Annotated in this window: 21 protein-coding genes, 1 tRNA gene and 1 riboswitch; of the genes, 12 read left to right on the forward strand and 10 right to left on the reverse strand. The window is 53.4% G+C overall.

What is annotated here, in order from left to right:
* The first annotated feature begins 378 nt into the window (after positions 1 to 378).
* Together CAFE_RS04625 and CAFE_RS04630 are read left to right on the forward strand one after the other, a co-directional pair.
* The gene (locus CAFE_RS04625; RefSeq protein ID WP_066643717.1) at positions 379 to 1,173 is read left to right on the forward strand and encodes an exodeoxyribonuclease III; all 795 of its coding nucleotides are present in this window, start codon (positions 379 to 381) and stop codon (positions 1,171 to 1,173) included.
* Entirely contained in the window at positions 1,164 to 2,756 is a 1,593-nt protein-coding gene (locus CAFE_RS04630; protein WP_066643596.1) for an MBL fold metallo-hydrolase RNA specificity domain-containing protein, read from the forward strand. The genes CAFE_RS04625 and CAFE_RS04630 overlap by 10 nt, the downstream gene beginning before the upstream one ends.
* 50 nt (positions 2,757 to 2,806) lie before the next feature.
* On the opposite strand, the gene CAFE_RS20455 is transcribed toward CAFE_RS04630, so the two are convergent.
* The 3 genes from CAFE_RS20455 to CAFE_RS04645 form a co-directional block, all read right to left on the reverse strand.
* On the reverse strand, positions 2,807 to 4,129 hold the full coding sequence (locus CAFE_RS20455) for a sensor domain-containing diguanylate cyclase (protein ID WP_166525065.1): 1,323 nt from the start codon (positions 4,127 to 4,129) through the stop codon (positions 2,807 to 2,809).
* Between the two features lie 45 nt (positions 4,130 to 4,174).
* Positions 4,175 to 4,258: riboswitch (cyclic di-GMP riboswitch) on the reverse strand.
* A 100-nt stretch (positions 4,259 to 4,358) separates the two neighbouring features.
* On the reverse strand, positions 4,359 to 5,657 hold the full coding sequence (locus CAFE_RS04640) for a 2-hydroxyacyl-CoA dehydratase (protein WP_156989951.1): 1,299 nt from the start codon (positions 5,655 to 5,657) through the stop codon (positions 4,359 to 4,361).
* 11 nt (positions 5,658 to 5,668) lie between these two features.
* Complete coding sequence (locus tag CAFE_RS04645) at positions 5,669 to 8,566, reverse strand: acyl-CoA dehydratase activase (RefSeq protein WP_156989952.1); 2,898 nt, start codon at positions 8,564 to 8,566, stop codon at positions 5,669 to 5,671.
* Positions 8,567 to 8,739: 173 nt separating this feature from the next.
* Here CAFE_RS04645 and pyrB point away from each other — a divergent pair, with 173 nt between their 5' ends.
* The 3 genes from pyrB (at position 8,740) to CAFE_RS04660 (ending at position 12,408) form a co-directional block, all read left to right on the forward strand.
* A complete protein-coding gene (gene pyrB / locus CAFE_RS04650; protein WP_156989953.1) occupies positions 8,740 to 9,813 on the forward strand; it encodes an aspartate carbamoyltransferase in 1,074 nt (357 codons plus the stop codon).
* An 85-nt stretch (positions 9,814 to 9,898) separates the two neighbouring features.
* Positions 9,899 to 10,645, forward strand: a complete 747-nt coding sequence (locus CAFE_RS04655) for a YebC/PmpR family DNA-binding transcriptional regulator (RefSeq protein ID WP_066643587.1) — start codon at positions 9,899 to 9,901, stop codon at positions 10,643 to 10,645.
* Positions 10,646 to 10,689: 44 nt separating this feature from the next.
* On the forward strand, positions 10,690 to 12,408 hold the full coding sequence (locus tag CAFE_RS04660; protein ID WP_066643584.1) for a PASTA domain-containing protein: 1,719 nt from the start codon (positions 10,690 to 10,692) through the stop codon (positions 12,406 to 12,408).
* A gap of 129 nt (positions 12,409 to 12,537) precedes the next feature.
* On the opposite strand, the gene rpsR is transcribed toward CAFE_RS04660, so the two are convergent.
* The 5 genes from rpsR to CAFE_RS04685 form a co-directional block, all read right to left on the reverse strand.
* Complete coding sequence (gene rpsR / locus CAFE_RS04665; RefSeq protein ID WP_066643583.1) at positions 12,538 to 12,795, reverse strand: 30S ribosomal protein S18; 258 nt, start codon at positions 12,793 to 12,795, stop codon at positions 12,538 to 12,540.
* 38 nt (positions 12,796 to 12,833) lie between these two features.
* A complete protein-coding gene (locus tag CAFE_RS04670; RefSeq protein WP_066643581.1) occupies positions 12,834 to 13,298 on the reverse strand; it encodes a single-stranded DNA-binding protein in 465 nt (154 codons plus the stop codon).
* A gap of 6 nt (positions 13,299 to 13,304) precedes the next feature.
* The gene (gene rpsF / locus CAFE_RS04675; protein ID WP_066643579.1) at positions 13,305 to 13,649 is read right to left on the reverse strand and encodes a 30S ribosomal protein S6; all 345 of its coding nucleotides are present in this window, start codon (positions 13,647 to 13,649) and stop codon (positions 13,305 to 13,307) included.
* Between the two features lie 135 nt (positions 13,650 to 13,784).
* Positions 13,785 to 14,660, reverse strand: coding sequence for a UTP--glucose-1-phosphate uridylyltransferase GalU (gene galU, locus CAFE_RS04680; protein WP_066643577.1), 876 nt, complete (start codon positions 14,658 to 14,660; stop codon positions 13,785 to 13,787).
* A gap of 12 nt (positions 14,661 to 14,672) precedes the next feature.
* Entirely contained in the window at positions 14,673 to 15,743 is a 1,071-nt protein-coding gene (locus CAFE_RS04685) for an RING finger protein (RefSeq protein ID WP_066643574.1), read from the reverse strand.
* Between the two features lie 229 nt (positions 15,744 to 15,972).
* Here CAFE_RS04685 and prfB point away from each other — a divergent pair, with 229 nt between their 5' ends.
* The gene (gene prfB, locus CAFE_RS04690; RefSeq protein ID WP_066643572.1) at positions 15,973 to 17,097 is read left to right on the forward strand and encodes a peptide chain release factor 2; all 1,125 of its coding nucleotides are present in this window, start codon (positions 15,973 to 15,975) and stop codon (positions 17,095 to 17,097) included.
* A gap of 30 nt (positions 17,098 to 17,127) precedes the next feature.
* On the opposite strand, the gene CAFE_RS04695 is transcribed toward prfB, so the two are convergent.
* Complete coding sequence (locus tag CAFE_RS04695; protein WP_228725030.1) at positions 17,128 to 18,135, reverse strand: ATP-binding protein; 1,008 nt, start codon at positions 18,133 to 18,135, stop codon at positions 17,128 to 17,130.
* Positions 18,132 to 19,133, reverse strand: coding sequence for a DnaD domain protein (locus CAFE_RS04700; protein ID WP_066643570.1), 1,002 nt, complete (start codon positions 19,131 to 19,133; stop codon positions 18,132 to 18,134). Before CAFE_RS04700 ends, CAFE_RS04695 begins: the two co-directional genes overlap by 4 nt.
* Positions 19,134 to 19,279: 146 nt before the next feature.
* Between CAFE_RS04700 and CAFE_RS04705 the strand changes: the two genes are divergently transcribed.
* From CAFE_RS04705 to trhA, 6 genes are all read left to right on the forward strand, one after another.
* Positions 19,280 to 19,355, forward strand: a tRNA-Gly gene (locus CAFE_RS04705).
* 143 nt (positions 19,356 to 19,498) lie between these two features.
* On the forward strand, positions 19,499 to 21,319 hold the full coding sequence (typA, locus tag CAFE_RS04710) for a translational GTPase TypA (protein ID WP_066643568.1): 1,821 nt from the start codon (positions 19,499 to 19,501) through the stop codon (positions 21,317 to 21,319).
* Positions 21,319 to 22,212, forward strand: a complete 894-nt coding sequence (locus tag CAFE_RS04715; protein ID WP_156989954.1) for a 3'-5' exonuclease — start codon at positions 21,319 to 21,321, stop codon at positions 22,210 to 22,212. The genes typA and CAFE_RS04715 overlap by 1 nt, the downstream gene beginning before the upstream one ends.
* Positions 22,213 to 22,313: 101 nt before the next feature.
* On the forward strand, positions 22,314 to 23,162 hold the full coding sequence (gene pgeF, locus CAFE_RS04720) for a peptidoglycan editing factor PgeF (protein ID WP_156989955.1): 849 nt from the start codon (positions 22,314 to 22,316) through the stop codon (positions 23,160 to 23,162).
* Positions 23,152 to 24,054, forward strand: a complete 903-nt coding sequence (locus CAFE_RS04725; RefSeq protein WP_156989956.1) for a radical SAM protein — start codon at positions 23,152 to 23,154, stop codon at positions 24,052 to 24,054. The genes pgeF and CAFE_RS04725 overlap by 11 nt, the downstream gene beginning before the upstream one ends.
* A 94-nt stretch (positions 24,055 to 24,148) precedes the next feature.
* Positions 24,149 to 24,802, forward strand: coding sequence for a PAQR family membrane homeostasis protein TrhA (trhA, locus tag CAFE_RS04730; RefSeq protein WP_233452705.1), 654 nt, complete (start codon positions 24,149 to 24,151; stop codon positions 24,800 to 24,802).
* Positions 24,803 to 24,818: the final 16 nt, after the last annotated feature.

The following is a 24,818-nucleotide window of genomic DNA, read 5'->3' on the forward strand; positions in this document are numbered from 1 at the left end:
CGGTCTGACCCCGGCACAAGTTGCGGGCCTAAACCTTTCTGCCAGAAGCAAACGCAAGCTTTTCCTCGTCGCTTGAAGCAATTGGCTGATTTCCCTTCTTAATCTTTCATGTTTACTTTACAAAGCCATGTTATTCGGCTTGCACAATACTCCCATTATAGCCGCGAAATCGATTTTGCACAAGAAAATCTTGCAAAACTTGCATATCGTACAGGGCACAAAGTCGCTTAAGTCTCTTTTTTATGGAATACTATAAAATTTCTCTCTCTTTTTCGTTCTATTCCCCACATTCTTCTTGCAGGTGCGGAGCTTACCGTTTTTCATGGCGGATCATGACGGAATATGGTATACTATTGTAAAAAACAGGGAGGAAAACCGGTGAAACTGATTTCTTGGAATGTCAACGGCCTGCGCGCTTGTCTGAATAAGGGGTTTCTTGATTTTTTTAACCGGGCCGACGCAGATGTTTTCTGTATTCAGGAAACAAAAATGCAGCCCGAACAGGCGGAACTGATTCTGACGGGATATCGCCAATACTGGAATTCGGCACAGAAAAAGGGATATTCCGGTACGGCGGTTTTTTCCCGGCTGGAACCGCTTTCTGTGCATTACGGAATCGGTGTGCCGGAGCATGACACCGAAGGCCGTTGCATTACGCTGGAATTTCCGGATTTTTATCTTGTTACGGTGTATACGCCGAATTCCCAGCGGGAACTGACCAGGCTTTTCTACCGCATGCAGTGGGAAGACGCGTTCTGTGACTATCTGACCTGTCTGAATGGGGAAAAGCCTGTGATTGTCTGCGGGGACATGAATGTGGCCCATGAGGAAATCGATCTCAAAAATCCGAAAAGCAATCAGCGAAACGCGGGTTTCACCGCGGAGGAACGGGAGAAGATGACCCGACTGCTCGGATGCGGATTTACGGACAGCTTCCGCTGGCTTTATCCGGACCGGGTCGCTTATTCCTGGTGGTCTTACATGTTTCACGCCAGAGAAAAAAACGCCGGCTGGCGTATTGACTATTTTCTGGTTTCCGACCTGCTGCGGGGCAGAATTGAAGACAGCGGAATTCTGACGGAAGTGATGGGAAGCGATCACTGCCCGGTTGAATTGATTCTCCGGGAAGGGACCAAATTGGACGAGGAAAGAGAGGATAACAAATGCAGCTGATTTTTTACGGAGCGGACAAAGAAGTGACGGGGAGCTGCCATTGCCTGGAGGCCTGCGGAAAACGGATTCTGATTGACTGCGGGCTTTTGCAGGGTGCGGACGGCGGCGACAATAGGGAGTTTCCCTTTTCCGCGCAGCAGATTGATTCTGTCATCGTGACACACGCGCATATCGACCACAGCGGACGTCTTCCGCTTTTGGTGAAAAACGGATACCGGGGCAAAATCCATGCGACGGGCGCCACCTGCGATTTGCTTTCCATTATGCTGCGGGACAGCGCTCACATTCAGGAAATGGATGCAATGAACGAAAACAGGAAGGGAAAGCGGGCCGGGAAAAATCCGGAGGAACCGCTTTACACGGTTGAGGATGCTCAGGACACGATCGAGCGCCTGGAACCCTGTGTTTACGGGGACATGGTGCAGGTCTGCGAGGGGGTCCGGTTCCGGATGGTGGACGCCGGACATCTGCTTGGCTCCGCCTCGGTGGAGCTGTGGGCGGAAGAAAACGGCGAAGTGAAAAAAATTGTGTTCTCCGGCGATATCGGCAATCTGAATCAGCCCATTATCCGCGACCCGCAGTATATTAAGGAAGCGGATTATGTGGTGATGGAATCCACGTACGGCAACCGGGAGCATGATCCGATCGCCAACTATATTCCGGACCTTGCAAAGGTATTTGACCAGACGCTGGCGGCGGGAGGCAATGTAGTCATCCCCAGTTTTGCGGTGGGCCGCACACAGGAGCTGCTCTATTTTATCCGGGAAATGAAAGCGAGAGGGCTGGTCAAAAGCGTGCCTGATTTTCCGGTTTATGTGGACAGCCCCCTTGCGGCCGAAGCGACGGAAATTTACAGCGGCGACCTGACCGGCTACGCGGATCAGGATACCGTCCGCGTTCTCCGTGAGGGCTTCCGACCTCTCCGTTTTTCCAATCTGCATCTCTGTGAAAGTGTGGAAGAATCCAGGAGCTTAAACATGGACGGGGTTCCCAAAGTGATTATTTCCTCAAGCGGAATGTGTGAAGCGGGCCGCATCCGCCATCATTTAAAGCACAATCTGTGGCGGAGCGAGTGCGCCGTCGTATTTGTCGGGTATCAGGCTAACGGCACGCTCGGCCGGATTCTGGTCGACGGGGCAAAACAGGTGAAGCTGTTCGGCGAGGAGATTGCCGTCAAGGCACAGATTCATAATTTTAAAGCTCTTTCCGGCCACGCGGACCACAACGGACTTCTGCGTTGGATCGGCGCGTTTACGCAGAAACCCAGACGCGTGTTCGTCGTGCACGGCGAGCAGGAGATCTGCCGCGAATTTACGGAAAACCTCAACGCCCTCGGCTACCAGGCCTATGCCCCGAATTTCCAGGCCGTTGCGGATCTTTTGAGCAATTCGATTGTGAATGAGGGCGTCGAACCCATGCATGCGAAGGCAAAGGCCAGAAGGGTTCAGGCCGCGTTCGCGCGTCTGGTGGAGGCTGGACGCCGTCTGACGCGCGTGATCCAGGAAAACGAGGGGGGCGCAAACAAGGACCTCGCAAAATTTGCGGATCAGATCAATTCGCTCTGTGACAAGTGGAGCCGCTGAAAGATAACGGAAAATGGCCCGCGCAGTGCGCGGGCCATTTTCTCTGCAGCCTATGTAGCCGGATTTTGAATCATTTGCATCTTAGAAGAAACGTCCTTCTGATTTTCCGCCGTGTTTCCGACATAAATATGGTACTGGTTTTTACCGTGGGCTTTTGAATAATACAGTGCGTGATCTGCTTTTTTGTATAGTTCCCGATATTCCGCTCCGTCTTCCGGATACAGGGATACGCCGACACTGCCGCTGACTCGGTACGAAGAGTCCTCAAGGCGGATTTCGCCGAACAGATTTTTGACCGCGTTCAGTTTTTCCGTTAGGGTGTCGGAGGAGGAATAGTCCTTCATAAACACAAAAAATTCATCGCCGCCGATTCTGCCCACGATATCGGAGCAGCGAAACAGCCCGGACAATTTCAGCGCAACCTGTGAAAGAGCCGTATCCCCCTGAATGTGCCCCAGCGTATCGTTGATCCGCTTGAAATTGTCAATGTCGATCATGATGGCGGCGTGGCGGCCGCTCTTTCCCGTCCCCGCCAGAAAATCCTCAATCAGAGTTTGGGTGAAGCTCTTGTTGTAAATGCCTGTCAAACCGTCTTTGCGCGATTGCTTTAAAATTTCCAGCTCCTGTTTTTTACGCTCGTCAATATTCTTGACGTAACCGATCACTTTCAGCCCGTCACCGGAATTCCCGCTCCGGATGACGGAAGAAGAAACCCATTTTAATGTGCCGGATGGCAGCCGCTGGCGGTATTCAAGGGTGATCTCGGGGATTTGCGAAGCACGGAAAGTTTCCAGCAGGTTTCGCCGGTCGAAGGTTTGAAAAAATTTCTCTTGATCTTCTTCATAAACGGCATGATCCGCAATGCTGTGAATCATATCGTCAAACATTTCGGTGTTTAAGAATGAAAAAGCTCTTTGATAACCCTCAAGCCCGTAAATCAGACGGTTATGGGTCAAGTCCGCCTCAAAGATGCGTTCGCAGGTTAATTCAAGCGCGGACCTGTATATCTTTTCATTTTCATACAGCTGAATTTGCAGTCTTCGGCTTTCTTTCAATTCTTCCGTTTGATTTTCAACGCAGGTCATCAGACGGTTGAAAGAAACGGACAACCGATGAAAATTATCGTTTTCATCATAACAGGAAAATCGGGCGCGAAAATCACCCCTCATCGCCCGGTTGATCGCATCCAGAAAATCAGAGGTTGGTTTGTCTACATAACGGTACCAGATCGCCAAAAGAAGGACGAGTGAAACCAATGAGGAGAGGATCACGGATTCCGCCGTAATTCTATGGAATCCGTCTGTCAGTAACGCGGTCAGAATTTCGGACAATGAAAAACCTAAAATCAAAAACCAGAACGATTTCCCTTTCACGGAATGACTCCTCCAATCCATCACCGCATGAGAATTTGCGGTGAAAAGTGCAACCGGCTGGCATGCCCTGTCGGGTTTAGCCCCTTGGCTTTGCGTCTCCGTCTTTCGGCGGATTTGCCATTTTACTTATTGGCAGGAACTATTGCATAAGAAAAGTATAAATCACAAAAAGAATCTATGCAATATGTTTTTATCCGGAAAAGATAATTCTGGAGAAATAAACAAATATTTATTTATTCTGTTGGTTAATATTTCCTTTCTGATTTGGAAGTTTTTCTCTTGCCACGGCCAGCATCAGCTTGATCCTGTTTTCCTGGTTGACTCTGGTCGCGCTGGGGTCGTAATCGATTGGAACGATGTTGGAGCGCTCGTCAACGGCTTTGATTTTGTGGATCATACCCTTGCCGCAGATATGGTTCGGCAGACAGCCGAACGGCTGCGCGCAGACGATGTTTTCATAGCCCTGTTCGGTCAGCTCCATCATTTCGGCCGTCAGCAGCCAGCCTTCTCCCATTTTATCACCGTAACCGATAATGTCCTTGACAAGGCTTTTGGTGTGAGTATAAGGAGTCGGCGCCAGAAACTTTGGTTCGGTTTTGACTGCGTCAATCAGAATGTCCTGCATTTTCGTCAGGTAGTTCATCAGTTTTTGCACCACAAATTTTTTCGCCGGTCTTCCCCCGTACAGGCGGATGTCCTCCAGACGGTTGTCCACCTTGAACAGCGCGAAGCCCATAATACCGGGAACGTTGATTTCACAGTCCTGCCCGCGCAGAAATTCCTCCAGATTGTTGTTCCCCAGCGCAGCGTATTTCACATAGATTTCGCCGACGATACCGACTTTGACCTTTGGCGTTTTCCGAACCGGAACGGCGGCGAAATCTTGAACGATCGCGTTCAGGTTTTTCCTTTGTTCTTTCAGAGACAGGCCGCGGCCCCGGTTAAACTGCTCCGAAAGGACCGCAATCCATTTTTCGACCTTCTGTCCGCTGTTACCCTTGTTGATTTCGTAAGCTTCCGTCTGATTGTGCAGCAGCATCAGCGCGTCGCCGTAAACGACGCCTGCGACAAATTTCCGCACCATGGAAAGCGTGATTTGAAAGCCCGGGTTCCGTTCCAGAAACGACAGATTAAGAGAAATCACGGGAACCTGTTCCAGGCCGGCTTTCTTCAGCGCCTTGCGCAGCAGATGGATGTAGTTGGAGGCGCGGCAACCGCCGCCGGTCTGGGTTATAATCAGCGCGGTCTTGTTTAGGTCGTATTTTCCGGAATGCAGCGCGTCAATAAATTGCCCGATGACAAGAAGAGCAGGGTAACAGGTGTCGTTATGAACGTATTTGAGCCCCTCCTGTACGATGTTGGGACCGGTTGTGCTCAGCAGTTCAAAATGATAGCCGCAGTTTTTCATAACATTGACAATCAGCCGGAAGTGAATCGGCGCCATCATCGGACACAGGATGGTGTAATCCTTTTTCATTTCCTTTGTAAACAGAAGACGCCCCTGCTTGTTGTATTTCAGCTTTGCCATAGTCGCACCCCTCACGGTTCCAGAGCGGCGAACAGGCTGCGCAGCCTGATTTTCACCGCGCCAAGGTTTGTGATCTCATCAATTTTGATCTGCGTGTAGATTTTATCGCCCTCTTCCAGAATCCTTCGGACTTCATCGGTTGTAATCGCGTCGACTCCGCAGCCGAACGAAACCAGCTGAACCAGATTCATATCCGGTCTGGAACAGACGTATTTTGCCGCGGCGTACAGTCTTGCGTGATATGTCCACTGGTTTAAAACATCCGTATGGACTTTGCCGACTCTTCGGCTGACGATGTCCTCCGTAATGACGGCGGCGCCCAGACTGACGATCAGCTTGTCGATGCCGTGGTTGATTTCCGGGTCCAAATGATAAGGCCGGCCGCTTAGAATAATGATCGGAAGCTTTTCCCGCTCCGCCTGCGCGATCATCTCGTCGCCCCTTTGCCGGACCTGTTCCATGTACCGGTCGTATTCGCCGTATGCCGCTTTCGCAGCGCGCTTCACTTCTCGCACGGTGATGTCAGGAAAGCTTTTTTGCAGAATGGCGTGCATTTTGACCGGGAAGTCGCGCTTGCGGTGAATGCCGACGTAATCGTGAATCAGGTTGCGGCCCTCGAGAGTGCTCATGTTGGCGGCGATCACTTCCGGATAATAGGCGACAACCGGGCAGTTGTAATGGTTGTCGGAGATTCCTTCGTCGAAGTTGTACGACATGCAGGGGTAAAAGATATTCTGAATCCCTTCGTCGATCAGCGCCTGCACATGGCCGTGCATCAGCTTCGCGGGGAAGCAGACGGTGTCGGACGGGATGGTGCTCTGCCCGTTCAGGTACAGTTCGCGGTCCGACATCGGGGAGACCACCACTTCAAACCCGAGGGAGGTAAAAAAGCTATGCCAGAACGGGAGCAGCTCGTACAGGTTGAGTCCCATGGGAATCCCGATTTTTCCTCTTGGCCCCGGTTCGGATTTGCGGTAGGAAGCCAGAAGATCCATTTTGTAGGCGACCATGTTCAGCTCGCTTTTCGAGTTGCGCTTGGTTACGGGCTTTTCGCAGCGGTTCCCGCCGATAAAGCGCCGGTTCCCGCCGAAAATATTGATGGTCAGCCTGCAGTGATTGCTGCACAAACCGCAGTTGGTTACTTTTACTTCGTGCTTGAAATTTTCGAGTTCTTCCGGCCCTATCAGCGTGGTTTGCGCCGCCGGTTTGCCCATGGCGTAAAGCGCCGCGCCGTAGGCGCCCATCAGACCGGAGATGTCGGGTCTGGTGACCTCCACGCCGAGCTCCTTTTCAAAAACGCGCAGTACCGCGTCGTTCAGAAAGGTTCCACCCTGAACGACGATATTTCTCCCGAGTTCTTCGGCGTTCGGTACGCGGATGACCTTGTAGATCGCGTTTTTCACCACGCTGACCGAAAGGCCGGCGGAAATATCCTCCGTGGTCGCGCCGTCCTTCTGCGCCTGCTTGACCTGGGAATTCATAAACACGGTGCAGCGGGAGCCCAGGTCCACGGGATGCTCCGCGAACAGCCCGAGCTTGGCGAATTCCGGAATTTCGTAGCCGAGCGTGTTGGCAAACGTCTGCAGAAACGAACCGCAGCCGGAAGAGCAGGCTTCGTTCAAAAAAATATTGTCCACGGCGCCATTGCGAATTTTAAAGCATTTCATGTCCTGCCCGCCGATGTCGATGACAAAATCGACGTTTGGGCGGAAGTGTTTGGCGGCGGTAAAATGCGCGACGGTTTCCACAATTCCGTAGTCGATTCCGAACGCGTTTTTCAGAAGCTCTTCTCCGTAGCCTGTGACCGCGCTCTTTGAAATACGGAGGCTTGGGTATTTTTGATCAATACCGAGCAGATATTCCCGGATGATGGGGACCGGGTTGCCGGAATTGCTCTTGTAGATGGAGTCCAAAATTTCCGCGTCCCTGCCGAGCAGTACCGCTTTGACGGTGGTGGAACCCGCGTCGACGCCCAGAAAGGCGTCACCGCTGTATTTACCGATGTCGCCGCGCGGAGCTTTGCACTGCGCATGCCTTTGGCAGAATTCTTCATATTCCGCCGCATTCCGAAACAGAGGAGGAATGGAGAGAAAGCTGCCGGTGGAACCGTATTTCCGGATGCTTTCCAGAGCTTCCACAAGCTTTGTCTCAACCGCTCCGCAGTAGGCCGCACCGATGGCGACATAATAGAGGGAGTTCTCCGGGCAGACGCCGGTTACCTTCAGCGCGCGGTCGAAGCTGTCGCGCAGCTGCGGCAGAAAAGTCAGCGGCCCGCCCAGATAAACCACCTTGCCGCGGATTGGCCGGCCCTGAGCAAGACCGGCAATCGTCTGGTTTGCGACGGCGGCGAAAATACTGGCGGAGATGTCCGTTGCCCTTGCGCCCTGGTTCAGCAGCGGCTGAACGTCCGACTTCGCAAAGACCCCGCAGCGTGAAGCGATGGTGTAAATTTTCTCATACCGGGCTGCGAGGCTGTCCATTTCCTCCAACGAAACATTCAAAAGGGTAGCCATCTGATCGATAAAGGCGCCGGTTCCGCCCGCACAGGAACCGTTCATGCGCACTTCCAGTCCGCCGGAAAGAAATAGAATTTTTGCGTCTTCTCCGCCGAGCTCTATAATCACGTCCGCGTCGGGGATCAGTTTTCCGACCGCGATGCGGGTCGCGTAAACCTCCTGAACAAAGGGAAGGCCGCAGGTCTGGGAGATTCCCATTCCGGCGGAGCCTGAAACAGTCAGCTTTGCCGTCTCGTCCAGACTGAATTCACGGCGGACTTTTTCCAGAAGTTCCGTCATTTTTTCAGTGATTTTGGAGTAATGCCGTTCATAGGAACGATACAAAATATTGCCTGTTTCATCCATGACGACGCATTTTATTGTGGTGGAGCCAACATCCAATCCAATTTTCATCGCAATGCCCTGCCATTTCTTCAGTCGTTTATATGTTAACAACTCATTCTAATTCAATCATAGCAAATCTGTCAAGGGATTCTTTTTTAAAATTGAAAGTCCGTCTTGTACTTTTGCCGCCGCGATGTTAAAATATTACTCGAAATCAATAGAGAAAGTACGGGGTGAACCTGATGCAGCTTTATGACATGATAGATCTGGACCAGCTTTCCGTAGAAGAAATCATGGATTTGATCGCGCTTTCCGACAGTATCCGCAAGAACCCCTGGGCCTATCGGGAGTCGTGCCGCGGCAAAATAATGGCGACGCTGTTCTACGAGCCTTCCACGCGCACAAAAATGTCGTTTCAGACGGCAATGTACCGTCTTGGCGGCGAAGTGATCGGTTTTGACAATCCGGAAAATACGTCGGTTTCCAAGGGGGAAAGCCTGAAGGATACCATCACGGTTGTCAGCGGGTATGCGGATGTGATTGTGATGCGGAATCCCCGGGAAGGTGCCGCGGCCGCGGCTTCGCTTTATTCAAAGTCTCCCATTATCAACGCGGGGGACGGCGGGCATCTGCATCCCACGCAGACGCTGACGGACCTTGTGACCTTATATAATGAAAAGGGAAGGCTGGATCATTTGAGGATCGGCCTGTGCGGGGACCTGAAAAACGGAAGGACCGTCCATTCGCTGATTCGGACGATGACCCGTTTTCCAGGTTCCTCTTTTGTTCTGATTTCCACCCCGGAGCTGGCGCTGCCGAAATATGTGCGGGACGTCATGGACGCCGCGGGCTGCTGCTACACCGAGGCGGCAAGCCTTGAGCGGGCTCTTCCGGAGCTTGATGTGCTGTACATGACCCGGATTCAGCAGGAGCGTTTTGCAAGTCTTGAGGAATACGAGCGGCAAAAGGGCGTCTTTGTTCTGGACGGCGTAAAACTCAGAAGCGCCGGACCGGATCTGAAAATACTGCATCCGCTGCCCCGCGTGGACGAAATCACGGTCGATGTGGACAACGACCCGCGCGCTTCTTATTTTGACCAGACGGTCTACGGCATGTATGCCAGAATGGCCCTGATTCTGACCATTCTGCAGAGCCGGGACAGGCCGAAAAAAAGAAAAATTCCGCGTTCCACGCATCCGCACCGCTGCTCCAACCCCAAATGTATCACACAGACGGAACATTATTTGCCGGGCCTGTTTACGGAGGCCGGGGACATGCTTCTGTGTTCTTACTGCGACGAAGGCACCCTGATCTAGAGGGTCCCCGGCCCTGCTTGCCATTTCCGGAAAACTGTGCTATGATGAAAAACAAGTGCTATTTAAAGTTTGGAGGACTTTTTTTATGTCGGGCCATTCAAAATGGAATAATATTAAGCGGAAAAAAGAAAAAACAGACGGAGCCAAGGCGAAGGTCTTTACAAAAATCGGGCGCGAACTGGCCGTGGCGGTGAAACAGGGCGGCGGACCGGACCCGAATGCAAATTCCCGCTTAAGGGACTGCATTGCAAAGGCAAAAGCTGCCAATGTTCCTAACGACAATATTGAGCGCATCATCAAGAAAGCTGCGGGCGAAGGGGACGAAAATAAATACGAGACCATCCAGTACGAGGGCTATGGCCCGAGCGGAATTGCCGTCATTGTGGAAACTCTGACGGATAACCGCAACCGCACCGCCGGCGATATCAGGCATTATTTTGACAAGTTCGGCGGAAACCTCGGCCAAAACGGCTGCGTTTCCTTCCTTTTTGAACGCAAGGGCGTTATTTTAATTGAAAAAGAAGGCCTTTCGGAAGACAAGGTGATGGAGGACGGACTGGAAGCAGGCGCGTCCGATTTCCAGTCGGATGACGACGTCTTTGAAATTGACACGGAGCCGGATGATTTCAGCGGCGTTCTGAACGATCTTGAAAAGAAAGGCTATGAATTCGTATCTGCCGAAGTCGAAATGGTCCCCAGTACGACTGTGAAACTGGAAGAATCAGATGCGGCTTTGAAAATGCAGCGTTTGCTCGACACTCTGGAAGACAACGACGACGTGCAGAACGTATGGCACAACTGGGATAATTCGGACCAGGATGAAGAAAACTAAACAAACTCGGCAAAGATCGTGATGAATGGTTCGGAGGCGGCAATATGACTGATCCGGCAAATCTGTGTATGAACTGCATGTCCGAAAAAACAGAAGAAGGGGCTTGTCCGCACTGCGGGTGCCGCGGGGATGAGCCTCAGATGAAGCATGCCCTTCCGCTGAAAACGATGCTGCAAAATCGGTATCTGGTCGGCGCGGTCCAAACAAGCAACGGAGAGGGAATCACTTACATCGGATATGACACCGTCCTGAACATTCCGATCGAGCTGCATGAATTTTTTCCTCAGACACTCAGCGAAAGAGCCGCCAACGGAGCGGATGTGCGGGTCATCGGCGGCAGTGAAATTATTTTCAACGAGTCCTTTGCTCATTTCTTAAGCTATTCAAGAGAAATTGCCCATATGCGGGAGCTTTCCGCAATTTTGCAGATTTATGATATCTTCGAAGAAAACCACACGGCGTATACCGTTTCGGAGTGGAACGACAGCATTACGCTGCGTTATTTTGTAGAAAGAAGCGGAGGAAGGCTCAGCTGGAATACCGCAAGGCAGCTTTTTATGCCTGTCCTTTCGGCGCTGAGCGTCCTTCACACCCATTCCATCGGGCATCTTGGAATTTCCCCGGATACGCTTTCCATCATGGAGGACGGCCGCATGAAGCTCGGCGGGTTTTCCATCGGGGCCGTCCGGCAGATGGACACCGACCTGCCGCCGGATATGATTCCCGGCTGCGCGGCAATCGAGCAGTATATCATGGACTATAAACCGGACGAGGCGACAGATGTATACGGCTTTGCCGCATCTCTGTTTTTTGCGCTGACCGGAACTCTTCCGCCCGACGCGTTAAAGAGAAGGAACGACTCTCGTCTTTATATTCCCACGGCTGTGCTTCATACTTTGCCGCCCCATTTGGTTACCGCGCTGGCCAATGCGCTTCAGGTATCCCCGGACCGCCGGACGCCGACCTTCGAACGCCTGCGGACAGAGCTTTCTCTTGCACCCGCGGTAACCGCCGCGCTGGAGGAAACCAGACGGATCGGCCAGGTTCAGACAAACGCCGAATCCCGTCAGCAGAAGAGCGAGAAAAAGAAGAAGCGTGAATTGCCGGGGTTTGTCTGGGTTCTTGCCTCATGCACCGTGATGCTGGTCGTTTTTACGGCAATCGGGGTCTTCTGGATCAGCCGGACTCCTGCCGACAGCCGTGATCTGGCGACCGGAACCACGGCGGAGACTTCGTCGGCTGCATCCTCGGAATCTTCGGGGCAGCAGTACTCCGCGAAAATGATGACGCAGGATTCTTCCGCTGAAGAACAGATCACCGTTCCGAATCTGGTGGGACAAAATTATGACCAGCTGGTTGCCGCCGTATCGTCCAACACTCAAACAGAGTACCAGGTTCTTCTTTCTTCCAGGCAGTTTTCCGATACGGTTCCGGAGGGATGCATTATCTCGCAGCAGCCGGCGGCAGACGGTAAGATGGCGAAGGGAACGGCCATTGTGGTGGTCGTCAGCGAAGGGACGGCTGTGAGGACTCTCCCTGAGATCGCGGGGGAGACTCTGCCGGATGCTTCTGAAGATGTGACTTCGGCGGGATTTGTTCCGACCAAAGCGGAAGCGTACAGCAGGACGGTCCCGTCCGGCCTTGTCATCGGTTATCAGGACGCAAAAGAAGGCAGTCAGATGGCATACGGGTCCAAAGTTGTTATTGTCGTCAGTAAAGGACCGAACCCCTCCAGTTCGTCAGGTGCCTCTTCCGGCGGCTAAAAATAAGGATGCACAAGGCCGGGGCAAAAGCCCCGGCCTTAAATTTGGTGAACCACTGACCATATAAAAGAAAAACTGTCCCGGCACCGGCTTCGCCGAATTCCAGGACAGCATTTTAACTTGTCCGGCTCAGTCGCTGCTGAACGGAAGCAGAGCAAGGTGACGCGCACGCTTGATTGCTACGGTCAGTTCGCGCTGGTGATGAGCGCAGGTGCCGGTAACTCTGCGGGGAAGAATTTTAGCCCGCTCAGAGACAAAGCGGCGAAGCTTTGCGACATCTTTATAATCAATGGTATCGACTTTATCCACGCAGAAGCTGCAGACCTTTTTACGGCCTTTGCGGCCGCCTCTGCGCTCCCTTACGGGTCTGTCCTGATTGTCAGCCATGAGAAACCTCCTTATTTATTTACACACTAAATGGTTGGTCAGAAGGGAAGATCGTCGTCGGACGGGATTTCCTCGAAATCATCTGTATCGCCGTTTGCATACGCGGGCGCCGGCTGCTCACTGCGATCATTCGTCGGATTCCCGGTCCGGGCGGAATAATTGCCGGAAGAAGTTGTTCCTTCACGCTTTGGTTCTGCAAAATGGACGTTGTCGGCAATAATTTCAACTGCCTTGCGCTTATTTCCGTCCTTGTCGGTGTAAGACCGGGTCTGAATGGAACCCTGAACGGCGGCCAGCTGGCCTTTGCGGAAATATTTGCAGACAAATTCAGCGGTGTTGCGCCATGCCACGACATCAATAAAGTCCGTCTGACGATCGGCGCCGGCTTTTACATAGGATCGATCCACGGCAATGGTAAAACTGGTTACGGAGATTCCGTTCGGCGTATGCCGAAGTTCGGGGTCCGCGACGAGTCTTCCCATTAAAACAGCGACATTCAGCATTTCAGGTCACGCTTCCTTTTTCTCTTCCGTCTTGTCCGTTTCCGGTTTCTTTTCCGGAGCTTCCTTCTTTACGGTCAGGGAACGGAGTACGCCGTCGGTAATGTTGTAAATACGGTCCAGTTCCGCAGTGAAGTCCGGAGAACTGGTAAAGGCGATCAGCGTGTAATAGCCCTCTTCTTCCTTGTGGATCGGGTAAGCCAGTCTGCGCTTGCCCCATTCGTCAACATTGTCGATGGTGCCGTTTTCCGCGATCAGATCCTTGAACTTCTGAACGGTGGAAGTAATCCCTTCTTCTCCCAGCTTAGTGGAAAGAATAAATACGGTTTCATAGGAAATTTTTACATCTGCCATTGTTAAAACACCTCCTTCTGGACTTATGGCCCCGGAACAGAGCCCGGAGCAAGGATAAAAGCCGCGAAAGCGGCTTATCAAGCTTTATTATATCAGCCGGCGCGGAATCCGTCAATAGAAAATTTGTCCCGCGCGCTACAGCGATTTGCAGATTTCTTTCAGATACTCACGGAATTCCGGCCCGATTTCCGGATGGTTCAGGCCCACCTCAACCTGAGCTTTCATGATTCCCAGTTTGTTGCCCATGTCATAGCGCGTTCCGGTGTAATCGACCGCGACCATGCCGTCACGCCGCGCGAGGGTGCGCATGGCGTCGGTCAGCTGAATCTCTCCGCCCGCGCCGGGGTCCGTATGGTCCAGAATGTCAAAAATTTCGGGGGTCAGAACGCAGCGGCCCAAGATGGAGTAGAGGGAAAGCACCTTGTCCGGCGTCGGTTTTTCAACCATGTCGGTGCAGGAAAACCAGTTGTCCTTCAATGGCTCAACCTTCAGCGAGCTATATTTCCCGATTGCTTCTTTTGAAACCTTTTTCACGCCCAGAACGCCTTTGCCGTATTCTTCATAGGCCCGGATCAGCTGGGCGCAGGCGGGGTCTTCTCCGATGATGACGTCGTCTCCGTAGAGAACGGCAAACGGCTCGTCTCCGACGAAGGATCGCGCACAGCCGACGGCGTGGCCCAGCCCCCGGGTTTCTTTTTGACGGACAAAGTAGAAATTGGCTTTGTGGGCGATACCGACGATCTCCTTTAGAATTTCTTCCTTATCCGCGCCGCTTTTGTTCAGTCTTGCCTCAAGCTCCGGCACGCGGTCAAAATGATCTTCGATCAGGCCCTTGCCCCGGTTTGTAATAATCAGAATATCCGTTATGCCGGAACGGACCGCCTCTTCCACAATATACTGTATGGCCGGCTTGTCCACAATCGGGAGCATTTCTTTCGGCATGGATTTGGTGGCGGGCAGGACTCTGGTTCCGAGCCCCGCCGCCGGAATAACGGCTTTTGTAACTTTCATATCTGAATTCTCCTAATAAAAGATGGATGGGATGTAAGAAAGAATTAAATAGCATATTCCAAGACAGATTGCGAAGGAGATGTTAACGCCGCCCTCTTCCTGCATCCGGACGGCGCTTTCCGAGGGACGGGCGGTTTCTTGCCGAATCGCGCCGATTTTGCCGATGCAGTGTTTTAAATACATACGGTTTCCGGAAAAACCGAAAATAAACATCAGGATCAACTGGGCGAAAAATACAAGAGCCGGCACCATCATCAAATAGAGCTGATAAGTGGGAAGTTGTGCGATTAATCCCATCAGCTTTTCAATCTGCTCGTTGCTTGGGGTCAGCGTGTCGCCGGCAATGCCGGTTTGAAGGAACAGGGACTGGTAAATCGGGTTTAGAAAATGCTCGGATACCCAGGCGGACGCTATGTACAGGCCGAACATAACCGCCGTAACGATGGAACCGACTTTGTACATTTTCCGGTAAAGCATCCATGCTCCGGGAAAAAGAAAGGCGCAGAAATTAAACCTGTTTTTCCCAAATTTTTTCAGGTTCATAAAAACAGGCAGGTAGTACTGCGAGTTGCTCTGGACAAAACGCGCGACGTCGCCAACCGGAATATCGTCAATCGGTTCGTTGGGATTCGGAATGTCGACGGAAGGGTAATACGGCGGCGGGCCACCGGGGAAGCCGGTCTGCCCGTAATTTCCATATGGCGGCGGTGGATTGTTTCCCTGCCCGCCAAACGGTGCGTTGTTCGGCGTCCGGTTGGGCGGGGGCGGTGTAACGCCCGGGTATTCCGGGCGGTCAGAGGACAGAGACTGGCCGCAGTGCTCACAGAACAGGGCCTGGTCGGAGTTAAAAGAACCGCAGCGCGGGCACCGCTTCGTCCTACCCTGAGTTCCGTCCTCATTATGCTGTCTGGGCGGCGCCCAGGCGTCCGGCGTGCCGTGCTTGTCTTCGTAGACACATTTTCCGGCTTTCGCGTAGCAGTCCCGATGATACGGCGCCCCGCATTGGGGGCAGACTACAATATCGTCCTCGGCCGTGAATGTCTTGCCGCAGACCGGACATTTCAAACCGACATAATTCGTCATACTGGAACCTCCTTCAATGTTTCCATTGTATAAAAAATTCGGGAAAACTTCAATGTTTTGCCTCATAAGTTTTCAACTAATTCATAAATTTGGATCATTCAGACAAAATCAGCGCCTGCTTGATCCTGATTTGGAAAAAGGACGCAGCGGGTTCACAAAGTATTTTTTGACTTTAACCTTAAAATAATCTATAATTAAACGGATAGATTTTATTCTGAAGGATGATAGGATGCTGCAATATGAAGAACTTCGGCTTTCGCTGCAGGGCCTGGAGCCGGAGCTGAAGGAACTGGCCGACGCGCTCGGCCTTGACGGCATGCGCAAGGAAATTGCCGAGCTGGACCAGAAGGCGACTGCGCCGGATTTTTGGGATAACATGGAAAAATCGCAGAAAATTCTTCAAAGGTCCAGCTCACTCAAAAATAAAATAGAATCTTATGAACGCCTGAAATCCGCTTATGAAGACCTGATGGCCTTGATTGAACTGGCGGATGAAGAAAGCGATCTTTCTCTGCTGCCGCAGGCACAGCAAGAGCTGAACGAGTTCCGCGAGGGGCTTGATTCCATGCGGCTGACAACGCTCTTGACCGGCGAGTACGACGCGAAAAACGCGATTCTGACGTTTCACGCGGGCGCGGGCGGCACGGAGGCTCAGGATTGGGCAGAGATGCTGTACCGCATGTACTGCCGCTGGGGCGAGCGCCACGGATTTACCGTGCAGACGCTCGATTATCTGGACGGCGAAGAAGCGGGCTTGAAAAGCGCCAGCATCCTCGTCAGCGGAGAAAACGCATACGGCTTTCTGCGGGGCGAGTCGGGTGTCCACCGACTGGTCCGCATCTCACCGTTCGACGCTTCCGGACGCAGGCATACTTCGTTTGCTTCGCTGGAGGTAATGCCGGAAATCGACGACACGATCGAAGTGGAAATCAACCCCGACGATATTAAAATCGACTATTACCGCGCGAGCGGCGCCGGCGGGCAGAAGGTCAACAAGACCTCCTCCGCCGTCCGGCTGACGCATATTCCAACGGGGATCGTCGTTGCCTGCCAGGTGGAACGCAGCCAGTACCAGAACCGCGACGTCGCCATGAGAATGCTCAAATCCAAGCTGATGGAAATCAAGGAGCGCGAGCACCTGGAACGCATTGACGATATCAAGGGCGTGCAGAAGGAAATCGCGTGGGGCTCCCAGATTCGCTCTTATGTGTTTATGCCCTACACAATGGCGAAAGATCATCGGACCGGCTTTGAATCAGGCAACATCGACGCCGTGATGGACGGCGATCTGGACGGGTTTATCAATGCCTATCTAAAATCCAGAAGCCAGGAGAAACTTGCCTCCGGCGAATGACCAAAATCGAAATGAGACCGCCGGGCGGTCTCATTTTTTTGTGTGCTGGTATAAAAGCTTCTGCATGCGGTTATCGTGGCCGAGGAACATCAGCCTGACGTAATTTCCCGCGATTCGCGAGGCGAACCGGTCGGAATAGCGGTCCTGAAGCTCCCGCATGGATAAGTTGGTGCTGATAATAGTGGGGCGGCGCAGCAGCAGCCGCGTGTTGACAATATTGTAGATGGCCGCAACGGAAAACGAGCTGCGGAATTCCGTCCCCAGGTCGTCGAGGATCAGCAGATCGCACGATTCCAGCAGACTTCCGGTGTCTCCGGTTTCTTCCCGGCCGAAGTGCTCGTTTTCCAGACGGGAAATCAGGTTGTTTACGGAGCAGTAAACAACGCCGTATCCTTTTCGCAGCACTTCGTTCGCAACGGCGAGCGACAGGTGGGTCTTGCCCAGCCCGGTTGCGCCCTGCATAATCAGGTTCTGGGAGGAAGCAATCGAAAAAGTTTCTGCGTATTTTCTGCAGTTTTGCAGAATCTCGCGCATCGCGCTTCTGGGGGACCGTCCGGAACCGTGCTCCGGCTGATCCGGATAGTAGTCCAGAGAAAATCCCTCGAAGGTGGAAAGGGAAAGGGGAGTCAGGGCGTTAAGCCTGTTGTAGGCTTCTTCTTTCAACAGAGTTTTCAGGCAGGAACACATCCGGCCGTCCACGTAACCCGTATCCCTGCACTTTTCGCAGTGATAAATCGGCTCCAGATCTTCCGCTTTCATGTTTACCGACCGGAGCAGATCGGAAATCCGGGACCGAAGCGAACGGTTTTCCTCATGAAGGCGTTCCAGCTGATCTTTCGCATTCTTGCCGCTCAAAACGGCCTTGGCGGCGAGGACCGCCGTTTTTGCAAGGCGGCGCTCCAGTTCTTCTGCCTCCGGGCAGACGCTGTAAAAAACGGCCCTGCGTTTCTCGGCCTGAGATTCGGCGGTCCGGCGGCGTTCCCGCAGAACCCGACCGGCGGCTTCGTATACTTCCCGATCATATCCCGTCAGAATCACTTCCTGTCAAAATTGTCAAATACGCCCGAACGTTCAAAGTCATCCAGATCCTGGGAGAGGGAGCTGCTCTTGCCGCCCTTTCGTGCAGCCGCCCGCTCCATTTTTTCGCGTTCCGCCTGCAGCACGGTGGAAATATTGGTCTTTTTCCAGCGTTCCAGAATCCGGTTCATATAGCTCGCGCTGAATTTTCCGGTCGCGTCCACGGCCCTGTCGTAGGCCTCACGGATCATGTCGGCGCTGAACTTCCACTGCGTAACCCAGAGGTCCGCAAACGCTTCTTCCTTTGTGGAAGGCGCGCGGTGGGGTATCCCGACGGCCTGCTCGACTTTCCGCCAGGCCTGGCGGCATTCGGTCAGCCGGCGGAGCTTTTCCTCCGCCTTTTCATGGGTGTTGATTTCTTCATCGGCCCAGTTCATCGCCATTTTTTCTATGTACCGCATGTTCGCTTTGCTGATGCTCGCGGTGTATTGCAGCAGCATGATAATCACATCGCTGGGCAGGCCGAACTCGTCGTGAATCATCAGAAGCGTCGCGGATTCCCCGCCGGAAATCAGACGCCCCAGAACCTGCTGGGCAGACTGCATCAGGCACGAAATCTCCGTGGACTCTTCGACCCGTTTTGCGACGAATTCGCTGTCCGGCTTCTGCGGGCGGGAAAGAACCCGGCGGGCGGTGCCCGGGGAATGGGGCTCGGCGGGCGGCTGCTCCGGCTTTTCCGGAGCCTTTGCGTCCGGCGGCTCGGTTTCGGGCTTCGTTTGCTGGTCCGCGGGGAAAAGGCCGGCCTCCTGCCAGTAGAGCAGCGCGTCGCCAACGTCCGCCCGGTCGATTCCCAAAGCCGCCGCGACGTCCCGCGCTTCAAACGGATCCCCCGCGTGGCGCAGAATCCATAGGAGGACCTTAAGCTGAACCGATCCGGCCAGCTTCAGATATTTATCAACGACGGAACAGGGGACTGCGAATACCGAATTCCATGCTCCCAAATTTACCGTATAACTCATTTCATCCCTACCTGATTTTTATTTCAACCGTAATTATAGCATAACCCCGCGAAATAGGGAACCTTGAATGTATGCGGATTTTTTTCTGTTTCCGGCTTGACAAATCAAAAGGTATTGGATATAATAGCACTTGCACTCAGGGTGTTGCGAACGTAGCTCATCTGGTAGAGCGCCACCTTGCCAAGGTGGAGGTAGCGAGTTCGAGCCTCGTCGTTCGCTCCAATTCTTTTTAGAGAAAAGCCGCCGCGGAACTTCCGCGGCGGCTTTTTTGGGGAACGGCTGCAATATTTTGGTTCGTTGTTCACAAATCCTGCGGGACATGGTATAATAATGATGTTTGCGAATTTGAAAGAAGAGGGAAATCGATGGATGTAAGAAACAATGTCAGAAACGTCGCGATTATTGCTCACGTCGACCACGGAAAGACGACGCTGGTGGACCAGCTGCTTAAGCAGAGCGGAGTTTTTCGTGCGAACGAAGTAGTCAGCGAGCGGGTTATGGATTCCAATGACCTGGAGCGTGAACGCGGCATTACGATACTTGCCAAAAATACAGCCGTGATGTACAACGACGTCAAGATCAATATTGTGGATACTCCCGGCCACGCCGATTTCGGTGGGGAGGTGGAGCGGATTCTGATGATGGTGGACGGCGTGCTTTTGCTGGTGGACGCGTTCGAGGGGTGCATGCCGCAGACCCGCTTTGTGCTGAAGAAAGCGCTGGGACTTGGCAAAAAGCCGCTGGTTGTTCTCAATAAAATCGACCGCCCCGGCGCAAGGCCGGAAGAAGTGGTCGACGAAGTACTCGACCTGTTTATTGAACTCGGCGCGAATGAAGATCAGCTGGAATTTCCCGTAGTATACGCCTCCGCCCGCGACGGTTACTCCTCGGAGGATCCGAATGTCCGCGAGGGGGACATGAAGCCCCTGTTCGACGCCATCCTGAAAAACATTCCCGCGCCGTCGGGAGATGCGGAAGGCCCGATGCAGGTCCTGTTTTCCAATATCGACTACGACGATTACGTCGGTCGGATCGGCATCGGCCGCGTGGAGCGCGGACATCTGCACATGGGCGACAGCGCCGTCCTCTGCCACCGCGACGGGACAACCGCCAATGTAAAAATTACAAAGCTGTATCAGTTTGAGGGCCTCAAACGCCGTGAGGTGGAAGAAGCGCAGCTGGGCGACCTCGTTGCCGTTTCGGGCATCACGGGACTGAACATCGGGGAGACCATCTGCTCGCCCGACCGGGTCGAGCCGCTTCCGTTTGTCAAAATCGACGAACCGACCGTTTCCATGATGTTTATGGTCAACAACAGCCCGTTTGCGGGAAGAGAAGGCAAATACGTCACTTCGCGAAACCTGCGCGACCGGCTGTTCAAGGAAGTGGAGACGAACGTCGCGATGCGCGTCGAGGAGACGGATTCTCCCGATACGTTCAAGGTTTCCGGCCGCGGAGAACTGCACCTGTCTATTTTGATTGAGGAAATGCGACGCCAGAATTTTGAGTTTCAGGTGACGGGGCCGCAGGTGATTTATAAGGAGATCAACGGCAAGAGGTGCGAACCGATTGAACTTCTGATGATCGAGGTTCCGGATAATTATGTCGGCGCGGTTATGGAAAAGCTCGGCACGCGCAAAGCGGAGCTTGTCAACATGAGCGCCCGCGGGAACGGCACGACCCATCTGGAATTCAAGATTCCGGCGCGCGGCCTGATGGGTTACCGGCAGGAGTTTTTGACGGATACAAACGGCAACGGGATCATGAACAGCGTATTTGACAGCTATGAGCCGTATAAAGGCGAAATCATCCAGCGCGCGCAGGGCTCGCTGATTGTCCATGAGACAGGAGAATCCACAGGGTACGGCCTTTTCGCCGCGCAGGACCGCGGCAGGCTCTTTATCGGGCCCGGCGTGGAGGTTTACGAGGGGATGATCGTCGGGGTCAGCCCGAAGTCGGACGACATCGTCGTCAATATCTGCAAGAAGAAACACGCGACCAACACCCGCGCTTCTGGTTCCGACGAAGCGCTGAAACTGACGCCGCCCAGCACCATGAGCCTGGAACAGTGTATTGAATTCATCTGCGCCGACGAACTGGTCGAAGTAACGCCGAGCAGCATCCGGATGCGTAAAATGATTCTGAGCAAGGAACTACGGATGAAACAGGCCGCCAGGAAAAAATAATGAAATTCGTCATTTTGGACCTGGAGTGGAACGGTGCTTACAGCAGGCGGCTCAAGGGCTTTATGAATGAGATTATCGAGTGCGGCGCGGTAAAGGTGGATGAGGGATTTCATATCCTAGACACGTTCGAAATGTTTATTCGGCCTCAGGTCGGAAAAAAGATCAGCGGAAAAATCAGCGATCTGACCAGCATCACAAACGAGGATTTGGCCGACGGTCCGCAGTTTCTGCAGGTTGTCAGCCGCTTCCGGCGCTGGACGGGCGACGCCGTTGTGATGACGTGGGGGACTTCCGACATTCTGGCGCTGATTGAAAATTACCGCTATTTCTGCGGCAGCAGGCGGATTCCGTTCCTGAAACGGTATGTCGATCTGCAGGCTTACTGCGAACGCTGCCTTTCCTATGACCGGACCAAACAGATGGGCCTTTCAACGGCCGCGCAGCTGTTGGAAATCGACGACAGCGATTTGGACCATCACAGGGCCCTGGCTGACAGTATGCTGTCGCTGCGCTGCTTTCAGAGACTTTATAACCCCGAAAAGCTGAAGCCCTTCCTGCAGGATGCCGAAAGCGAGGAATTCTATAACCGCATGGAATTTCGGACGGTGACGGTCTGCGACCTGAACCATCCGCAGATTAAAGCGTCGGACTTGGCCTTTTGCTGCGATTTGTGCGGCAGGCGCGCCCGGCGGTCCGGCAAATGGCAGCTTCGCAATAAAAGCTTCCGCGCCCCGTTTATCTGCAAGCACTGCGGGCACCGGTTTTACGGCAGGGTCCAGTTTAAATTGAAATATGAAGGCATGATTGTAAAAAAAGCGGTTCTGCCGTTTCAGGAAGAAACGAAAAATCCCGTAGAGGCGCGGAACCCGGAGACGCCAAAAGAGAGCGAATAAGCTCTCTTTTTTTGTCTAAAAAACCGCTAAACAGGTTTCTCGTTGTACTCGTCGGCGTTGTGTGTTACAATCGGAGTCACAGAAAAAATCGGAGGCTTTTTATGATATTACAGGGAAAGCAGGTAAAACTGAATCGAAGAAACGGGGTTGAATTCCTGACGTTTCGGGCACTGGAAGCTCTGCCATTTGTGGCGCACGCGTTTTCCACGCGGATCGGTGGAGTCAGCCGGAATGAATTTTCTTCTCTCAATCTGGCGTTCGGCAGGGGAGACCCCGACGAAAACGTGACGGAGAACTACCGGCGCATCTGCGCGGCGGCAGGCTTTGACGAGGACTCGCTGGTTTCGTCCTCACAGGTGCACAAAACCGTGATCCGCCGGGTCGGACGTGAAAACTGCGGGGAAGGGTTTAATAAACCGAAGCCCGCGGGCGTGGACGGCCTGATTACGAACGAAGCCGGAGTAACGCTGGTCACGCACTACGCGGACTGTGTGCCCCTTTTCTTTGCGGACCCCGTTCATAAAGCGGTCGGCCTTTCACACGCCGGCTGGCGCGGCACAGCCGCACGCATCGGCGCGGAAACGGTCCGGGCGCTGTCCCGGGAATTCGGCAGCATTGCGCGGGACCTGGTCTGTGTTATCGGGCCGTCGATCGGCCCCTGCTGCTTCGAAGTTGACTCCCCGGTCTATGAGGTCTTTTCGCGGATGACGGATCTTTCACCGGATGAATGGATTCATAAGGACGGCGGCGGAAAATATCATATCGATCTGTGGGAGGCAAATCGGCGTGCTCTGGTGCGTGCCGGCGTGCCGGAACAGAATATCGCTGTTTCCGGTCTGTGCACACAGTGTCATTCCGACCTCCTGTTTTCCCATCGGGCGACCAAAGGAAAACGCGGCGGCCTTTCCGCGTTTCTCGCCTTGAGAGGGGAGGGCGACAATGCGGATTGAGCACTGTGCGCTCTGCCCGCGGCGCTGCGGCGCGCTGCGCGAAGCGCGGGAGGGGAATGGATTCTGCCGCATGGGGGCGGACCCGGTGGTGGCCCGCGCCGCGCTTCATTTCTGGGAGGAACCATGCCTGAGCGGAACGCGCGGCTCCGGCGCCGTGTTTTTTACGGGCTGTTCGCTTCAATGCGTTTTCTGCCAGAATTACCAGATCAGCACGGAGCGGCGGACGGGCAGAATACTGACCCCGCAGGAGCTGTCGGACGTGTTTCATCGTCTGGTGTCGCAGGGCGCCCACAATATCAATCTTGTCACGGCAACGCACTTTGTGCCGGCTGTGGTTCAGGCGCTGGCTTTGTGGAAGCCGCCGGTTCCGGTTGTCTACAACTGCGGCGGATATGAGACAAGTGAAACGCTTCGGATGTTGGAGGGTTTGGTGGATATCTATCTGCCCGACCTGAAATATGCCGACGGGGAACTGGCCGGACGCCTTTCCGGGGCGGAAGATTATGTGTGGGTTTCGCGCGCCGCCGTACTGGAAATGGAGCGGCAGACCGGTCCGGCTGTTTACGATGAAAACGGGATGATGCGGAAAGGGACGCTGGTGCGCCACCTGATGCTGCCGGGCCACACACGGGACTCCATCGCCGTGCTGGATTGGCTCGCGGCGAATCTACCGGGGGTCCCCGTCAGCCTGATGGCCCAGTATGTGCCCTGCGGCAAAGCGGAGCGGATTCCGGAACTGAACCGGCGGATCACGCGGAGGGAATACGAAAAGGTTCAGGATCACCTTTTCTCGCTGAACTTGGACGGTTATGTTCAAGAGCAAAAGTCGGCGAGAAAAGATTTTATTCCATCGTTTCAGCTGGAAGGATTGGAATGCCTTGACAGGTGTTAAATGTTGATGTAAACTATAACATATAGTAATCAATACTATATGTGACGGGATGCGATATAACATGGAAAAGAACGCGGGACAAACGAGATGTAAATTGAGCAGAGAAGAACTTCAGCTGCCGAGCTATACCGCTCTGGAAGAGGTTCTCAACGCGGTCACGCACGGCCTTGGGGTATTGTTTGCCATAGCCGGGCTGATTTTGCTGTTGGCCAAATGCAGACAGGACGCGGTTACCCTGATCAGCGTTTCCATATTCGGCGGCACCATGATTCTGCTGTATCTGGTATCGACCCTGTATCACGGCATGGGCATATGCCGGGGGAAAAAAGTCCTGCGGATTCTGGACCACTGTACTATTTTTTTACTGATCGCGGGTACCTACACGCCCGTTTCCCTGCTTTGTTTCGGCGGTGCGACCGGCTGGGTCCTGTTCGATATCGTCTGGGGTGTTTCTGTGGTGGGAATTGTTTTGAATGCAATCAGCGTTCAGCGGTTCCGGGTCTTTTCCATGTGCTGCTATCTTGGCCTGGGGTGGGTGGTCATTTTCTTTTTTAAGCCTTTGATTGCCGTCCTTGATGCCGGCTCGGTAAGGAACCTGATCGTCGGCGGAGTCTTTTACACGGTCGGCGCCGTTCTTTACGGAATCGGAAAAAAGAGAAAGTACATCCACTCCGTCTGGCATCTGTTTGTCCTTGCGGGAAGCGTTTTTCATTATTTTGTTGTTTACCGCATCGCTTTGCCGAGGTAAGGGCTTAATAGTGAAA

Source organism: Caproicibacter fermentans (assembly GCF_009746625.1).
GTDB lineage: Bacteria > Bacillota > Clostridia > Oscillospirales > Acutalibacteraceae > Caproicibacter > Caproicibacter fermentans.

Bases quoted from the DNA above. Each gene is read 5' to 3' on its own strand.
- CAFE_RS04670 (WP_066643581.1), bottom strand. From the start codon at position 13,298: ATGCTGAATGTCGCTGTTTTAATGGGAAGACTCGTCGCGGACCCCGAA.
- prfB (WP_066643572.1), top strand. From the start codon at position 15,973: ATGCTGCAATATGAAGAACTTCGGCTTTCGCTGCAGGGCCTGGAGCCG.
- CAFE_RS04660 (WP_066643584.1), top strand. From the start codon at position 10,690: ATGACTGATCCGGCAAATCTGTGTATGAACTGCATGTCCGAAAAAACA.
- CAFE_RS04700 (WP_066643570.1), bottom strand. From the start codon at position 19,133: ATGAGTTATACGGTAAATTTGGGAGCATGGAATTCGGTATTCGCAGTC.
- CAFE_RS04640 (WP_156989951.1), bottom strand. From the start codon at position 5,657: ATGGCAAAGCTGAAATACAACAAGCAGGGGCGTCTTCTGTTTACAAAG.
- CAFE_RS04630 (WP_066643596.1), top strand. From the start codon at position 1,164: ATGCAGCTGATTTTTTACGGAGCGGACAAAGAAGTGACGGGGAGCTGC.
- typA (WP_066643568.1), top strand. From the start codon at position 19,499: ATGGATGTAAGAAACAATGTCAGAAACGTCGCGATTATTGCTCACGTC.
- CAFE_RS04715 (WP_156989954.1), top strand. From the start codon at position 21,319: ATGAAATTCGTCATTTTGGACCTGGAGTGGAACGGTGCTTACAGCAGG.
- CAFE_RS04685 (WP_066643574.1), bottom strand. From the start codon at position 15,743: ATGACGAATTATGTCGGTTTGAAATGTCCGGTCTGCGGCAAGACATTC.
- pyrB (WP_156989953.1), top strand. From the start codon at position 8,740: ATGCAGCTTTATGACATGATAGATCTGGACCAGCTTTCCGTAGAAGAA.
- CAFE_RS04655 (WP_066643587.1), top strand. From the start codon at position 9,899: ATGTCGGGCCATTCAAAATGGAATAATATTAAGCGGAAAAAAGAAAAA.
- CAFE_RS04725 (WP_156989956.1), top strand. From the start codon at position 23,152: ATGCGGATTGAGCACTGTGCGCTCTGCCCGCGGCGCTGCGGCGCGCTG.
- pgeF (WP_156989955.1), top strand. From the start codon at position 22,314: ATGATATTACAGGGAAAGCAGGTAAAACTGAATCGAAGAAACGGGGTT.
- rpsR (WP_066643583.1), bottom strand. From the start codon at position 12,795: ATGGCTGACAATCAGGACAGACCCGTAAGGGAGCGCAGAGGCGGCCGC.
- CAFE_RS04645 (WP_156989952.1), bottom strand. From the start codon at position 8,566: ATGAAAATTGGATTGGATGTTGGCTCCACCACAATAAAATGCGTCGTC.
- galU (WP_066643577.1), bottom strand. From the start codon at position 14,660: ATGAAAGTTACAAAAGCCGTTATTCCGGCGGCGGGGCTCGGAACCAGA.
- rpsF (WP_066643579.1), bottom strand. From the start codon at position 13,649: ATGGCAGATGTAAAAATTTCCTATGAAACCGTATTTATTCTTTCCACT.